The 5,095-nt window shown below is 68.8% G+C and carries 3 protein-coding genes and 1 pseudogene; 2 read left to right on the top strand and 2 right to left on the bottom strand.

What is annotated here, in order from left to right; all coding sequences use genetic code 11:
* Nucleotides 1-1,130 (top strand): recombination regulator RecX (gene recX / locus HII36_RS59435; protein WP_173531039.1); only part of this gene is annotated, 1,130 nt, incomplete at its 5' end.
* A 342-nt stretch (nt 1,131-1,472) separates the two neighbouring features.
* Here recX and HII36_RS53235 read toward each other — a convergent pair.
* On the bottom strand, nt 1,473-2,087 hold the full coding sequence (locus HII36_RS53235) for a TOPRIM nucleotidyl transferase/hydrolase domain-containing protein (protein WP_328808308.1): 615 nt from the start codon (nt 2,085-2,087) through the stop codon (nt 1,473-1,475).
* A gap of 410 nt (nt 2,088-2,497) precedes the next feature.
* On the opposite strand from HII36_RS53235, the gene rny reads away from it, so the two are divergent.
* Nucleotides 2,498-4,117 (top strand): ribonuclease Y, encoded by a 1,620-nt coding sequence (gene rny / locus HII36_RS53230; RefSeq protein ID WP_173531038.1) that lies wholly within the window; start codon nt 2,498-2,500, stop codon nt 4,115-4,117.
* Nucleotides 4,118-4,398: 281 nt separating this feature from the next.
* Here rny and HII36_RS53225 read toward each other — a convergent pair.
* Nucleotides 4,399-5,095: pseudogene (locus HII36_RS53225) on the bottom strand (hypothetical protein); the annotation flags it as partial.

The following is a 5,095-nucleotide window of genomic DNA, read 5'->3' as shown; positions in this document are numbered from 1 at the left end:
AGTCTGGCCCCGGGGTTGGGCGCGGGGCGGGCGCCGAGTGGTGGCGTCCGGACGAGCCGGAGAACCATGGTGGCGCCGCTGCCTGGGACGACGGCCGTCATCCGGAGGTCCTTCCCGGTCCTAGCTGGTTCGCTGAGGAGCAGGAGGAGCAGGGGAAGAAACGATCGGGGCGGGGGCGTCGGTCGAGTGGGGGACGGAGCGGAAGAGGCGGCAGCCGGTCTTCCGGCACGCCGTCGTCTGGAGCGCCATCGTCTGGAGGGCCATCGTCTGGAGCGGGGGCGTCCGGTGCATGGTCGCCAGGGGGCGAGACGTCTGGCGCATGGTCACCCGGATCGGAGGCGTCCGGAGCGGGGTCGTCTGGCGGGTGGCCAGCCGATACATCGTCGGGCGGTTCATCGCCGGCCGATACGTGGTCACCCGATTCGTCATCGTCTGATGCATCGTCGTCCGATGAGTTCTCGTCTGATTCGTCCTCGTCTCGTGCGGGGTTGTTCGGTGAGGGATCGTCCCGTTCGGGTGCGGCTGGTGCGGGGCGTAAGCGGTCGTCTCGTGGGAGATCGTCCGGTGGGCGAAGGGGTGGCGGGCGGTTTCCCGATGGGCCGGATGCCGACAGTCCTGCCGCCTCCGGGCCCAACGCCGATCCTGAATCGGTGGCTCGGGCCGTCTGTCTTCGGTTGCTCACCATGGCGCCCAAGACGCGGGCCCAGTTGGCCGAGGCCCTACGGAAGCGCGACATCCCGGACGAGGCCGCCGAGTCCGTACTCGATCGGTTCTCCGAACTGGGCCTGATCAACGATGAGGCGTTCGCGGAGGCCTGGGTTGATTCGCGGCACCACGGGCGGGGGCTGGCCAAGAGGGCTCTGGCCTCCGAGCTCCGGCGTCGCGGGGTTGACTCCGACACGGTGAACGAAGCCGTCGAACGACTCGATCCCGATCAGGAGGCGGAGACGGCCCGTCGGCTGGTGGAACGCAAACTGGCCGCCACGCGATCGCTCGATCCGCAGGCACGCACCCGGCGGCTCGCGGGGATGCTGGCGCGCAAGGGGTACTCGTCGGGTCTGGCGTTTCGCGTCATTCGGGAAGCGCTTGAACAAGAGGGTCTCGACCTAGAGGAAAGCGACTTTCCCTAGCATGGCGTGGTGCGGGTTCGTTCGCTCGATCGGGTTCGATGGCTCGTCGCGTGGCAAGGCACTTGATCTGCCGCCACACCACGTGCCACGACGTGTTCCCGCGCAGGTGGTCCGCGCGTCGTGGTTCTGCGCACGTGGTTCCGCGCGTCGTGGTCCGCCCGACGTGGCCTCGGGCGACGTGGTTCTCTCGCGACGTGGCCCCGGGTGATGTGGTTCTCTCGCGACGTGGCCCCCGGGCGACGTGGCTCTCTCGGGACTTGGCGGCTGTACCCAGGGCGTCCTTCGGGTTGAGCGGGTCTTGTGCCATGCCGAGCTTGCACGTCCGGACAGGGCGGGGCGGGGTTAGTGGCTTCGGGTGGTTGAGAGGTGGGTCATCAGCAGGTCCAGGGGGCGGGGGACGTGGTCGAGGTCGAGGGCGGCGACGAGCAGGCTGGAGTAGCGGATCTTGCGGCCGCTGCCCGCCGACATGAACCGGCGCAACTGGGCATGCGTGTTGCTCTCGCGCCAGGCCGGTTGCCGCTGGAGCGTGCGGAAGGAGCCGAGTTCGCCCTCGGAGTCGATCACGTCCTCGACGGTGATGGTGCCGAGGGCGCGGATGAGTTCGTCCTCCAGGTCGGCGACACACACGAAGAAGCCGAGCGCCTCCAGGTCGGCGCGGCCGAGGTCGGATCCGAGGCCGGCGCGTTCGAGGCTGCGCTGGAAGTCGCCTTCCTCGCCGACATCGCAGAGGCCGGCCAGCCGGAGGTCGCGGCCGGGAGGTCCGAACTTGCCGAGGTAGGTGCCGATGTTCGTGGCGCCGCCCATCGCCACGAGGGAAATGCCTTCGGCGGCGAGGTTCCGGCCGTGACGTTCGGCCAATGCCTCGACGGCCGACTTGTCGCTCCGGCCCTCGACCAGTACCACGGTATGCGTGTCGCTCACGCGATCAGCCTTGCATCCATCCCCAAGCGGTTTCACCTCCTTTTACGTGGTTTGCGGGAGGCCGGAGTTCGATGCCGTGACCAGAGAGGAAATTGTGGCAATTAGGTATGGAATAGGGGGATAAGCGGCCAGGTGGGGAGGCGCAGGACGGTAAGACACGCTTGAGAACGCGTTTGCTTGTGCGTGACTTGTTCGACGCATAACCTCGACGGCAGTGAGGAGTTACTCCGCGCAGTGCGGATTGCCATACCGGTGAACGACGGACGAACGAGCTTGGTTGATCGAGGCGGACGAGGTGTCGGCTCCCACAGTCGACGCCCGGTCAGCCTTGGCTTGATATCGGTCGTGGTGATGACGCCGTTGGGGCTTTCCGCGGCGTGCTTGTGACCCTCCCGGTTGGTGGCCGCGTTATGAGGTGTTGACGACGCGAGGAGGGCGGGGCGCACATGGAGCCGCTTGTCGTGGTGCTGTCCGTGACGGTGCTTCTGCTCGCGGGCGGGATGATCGCAACGCTCATGATCGTGCTGCGGCGTACGTCGGCTGCTCCCGGTGCCAGTGTTCCCAAGCCCAGCGCTGAGCAGGTCCAGGCCGTCCATGAGGAGCTGGAGCAGGCGCGGCAGGAGGCCAGGCAGATCCGGCAGAAGGCCGAGACCGATGCCGAGGAGATCCTGCGCAGGTCGGAGTCCACCGCCGAGAACGCCGCGCAGCTGCGGCGCGAGGTCGAGGAAGAGAGCCGGATACTCAAGAGCGAGCTCAAGGAACTGCGGGCCGACCTGGAGCGGCGCGAGGCGCGCCTGGCCGAGCGCGAGCAGCGCCTGGACGAGGAGGCGCGCCGCCAGGCCGAGCGCGACAGGAAGCTCGCCGAGACGGAGATCGAGCTGGCCGACCGGCGGACCGAGCTGCTGCAGGTGGAGGACCAGCGGCGGGTCATCCTGGAACGGGTGTCCGGGCTGACGGCCGACCAGGCCAAGAACGAGCTGGTCAAGGAGATCGAGAACCAGGCCAAGCGCGAGGCGGCGCTGATCGTCAGGGAGATCGAGGGCGACGCGCGCAAGGAAGGCGAGAAGCGGGCCACCAAGATCGTGACGCTGGCGGTGCAGCGGGTGGCCGCCGAGCAGACGGCCGAGTCCGTGGTCAGCGTGCTGCACCTGCCCGGGGACGAGATGAAGGGCCGCATCATCGGCCGCGAAGGGCGTAACATCCGGGCGTTCGAGTCCACGACCGGGGTCAACCTGATCATCGATGACACGCCGGAAGCGGTGTTGTTGTCATGCTTCGACCCGGTACGCAGGGAGACGGCGCGGCTCACGTTGGAGAAGCTCGTCCTGGATGGGCGCATCCATCCCCAGCGCATCGAGGAGGCGCACGACCGCAGCCGTCAGGAAGTGCAGGACCTGTGTGCGCGGGCCGGCGAGGACGCGCTCGTCGAGCTGGGCATCACGGACATGCACCCCGAACTGACTCTGCTGCTCGGCCAGCTGCGCTACCGCACGTCATACGGGCAGAACGTGCTCAAGCACCTCATCGAATCCGCTCACATCGCCGGAATCATGGCGGCCGAGCTCAAGATGGACCAGACGCTGATGAAGCGGTGCGCACTGCTTCACGACATCGGCAAGGCGCTCACGCACGAGGTCGAGGGCAGCCACGCGCTGATCGGCGCGGAGATCGCCCGCAGGTACGGCGAGCAGGAGGACGTGGTGCACGCCATCGAGGCGCACCACAACGAGGTGGAGGTCCGGACCGTCGAGGCCGTGCTCACCCAGGCCGCCGACGCGATCAGCGGCAGCCGTCCCGGCGCGCGGCGGGAGTCGCTGGAGGCGTACGTCAAGCGGCTGGAGCGGCTGGAGGAGATCGCGCAGTCGTACGACGGCGTGGAGAAGGTGTTCGCCATGCAGGCCGGGCGGGAGATCCGGGTGATGGTCAAGCCGGACGCCATCGACGACATCCAGGCGCAGGTCATCGCGCGGGACGTGGCGAAGCAGGTGGAGGAGGAACTGACCTATCCGGGGCAGATCCGGATCACCGTGGTCCGCGAATCCCGCGCCACCGAGTTCGCCCGCTGAGCAGCCGTCTGGTGGGTCAGAGCCGCGTTGAGTTCGGCCGCTGAACTGTCGGGTTGGTCGGTGCCGCGCCGGGTTCGGCCGTTGAGCCGTCCGGTCGGTCCGTGCCACACCGAGTTCGCCCGCTGAACCGTCAGGTGGGGTCCGTGCCGCATCGGGTTCGGCCGCTGAACTGTCGGGTGGGTCGGTGCCGCGTCGGGTTCGGCTGCTGAGCCGTCCGGTCGGTGCGGGTCGGTTTCGGTCGGTGGGTTCCGCGTCGCTCGGAGGGCACCCATTTGGCAGGGTTACCAGCTGAGCTCGGGGCTTTCCGCGCCGCCGCCGAAGGTGCTGGTGCCGTTCACCTTCCAGCGTTCGCGTGCCACGTACGGCTGTCCGCCCGGCGCCTGGACCTCGTACCAGCCGCAGACCTCGATCTCGCCCTCGTAGGCGAAGCGCATGTCGTGGCAGCGCAGCGGCGAGGTGACGGTGCGGTCCGTGCGCGAGTCGTACAGCTCGATCGACAGGTCCACCCGCATGCCGACGGTGCCGCGCGCCCGCGCCTGGATGAAGACGCGGTCGCCGACGACCTTGATGCACGGGCTCATCTGAAGGCCCTTGCTCGGCACGGTCCAGGAGCGGCAGCCGACCCGTTCGACCGGCGCCGTCTTCGTGGGGGGCGGCTCCGGCTCCGGCTCGGTGGAGGGTTCGACGGGCGGCTTGGTGGTCGGCGGCTTCGACGGCTTGGGGGTGGTGGGCTGCTGCTGCGGCGTCTTGGTCGGCGGTTTCGAGGTCTTGGAGACGGTCGGGGCCGGCGCGCGCGTGCTCTTCTTGGGCGCCGGGGTCGTACGGGTGGGCGTGGGACTGGTCTTGGACGACTTCTTGGTCGGCTTGGCGGTGGTGGGCGGGGCCGCGGTCGGTCCAGGTTCGGCCACGTCCGGAGGGGCGGGCTCGGACGCGGTCACCAGCGGGCCTTCGGCGGCCCTGGTCTCCGTGGGGGTGGGC

The organism is Nonomuraea antri (genome assembly GCF_013283785.1).
Classification (GTDB): domain Bacteria; phylum Actinomycetota; class Actinomycetes; order Streptosporangiales; family Streptosporangiaceae; genus Nonomuraea; species Nonomuraea antri.
Note: the sequence above shows the minus strand (reverse complement) of the source record. Positions and strands in the feature narration are given on the sequence as shown.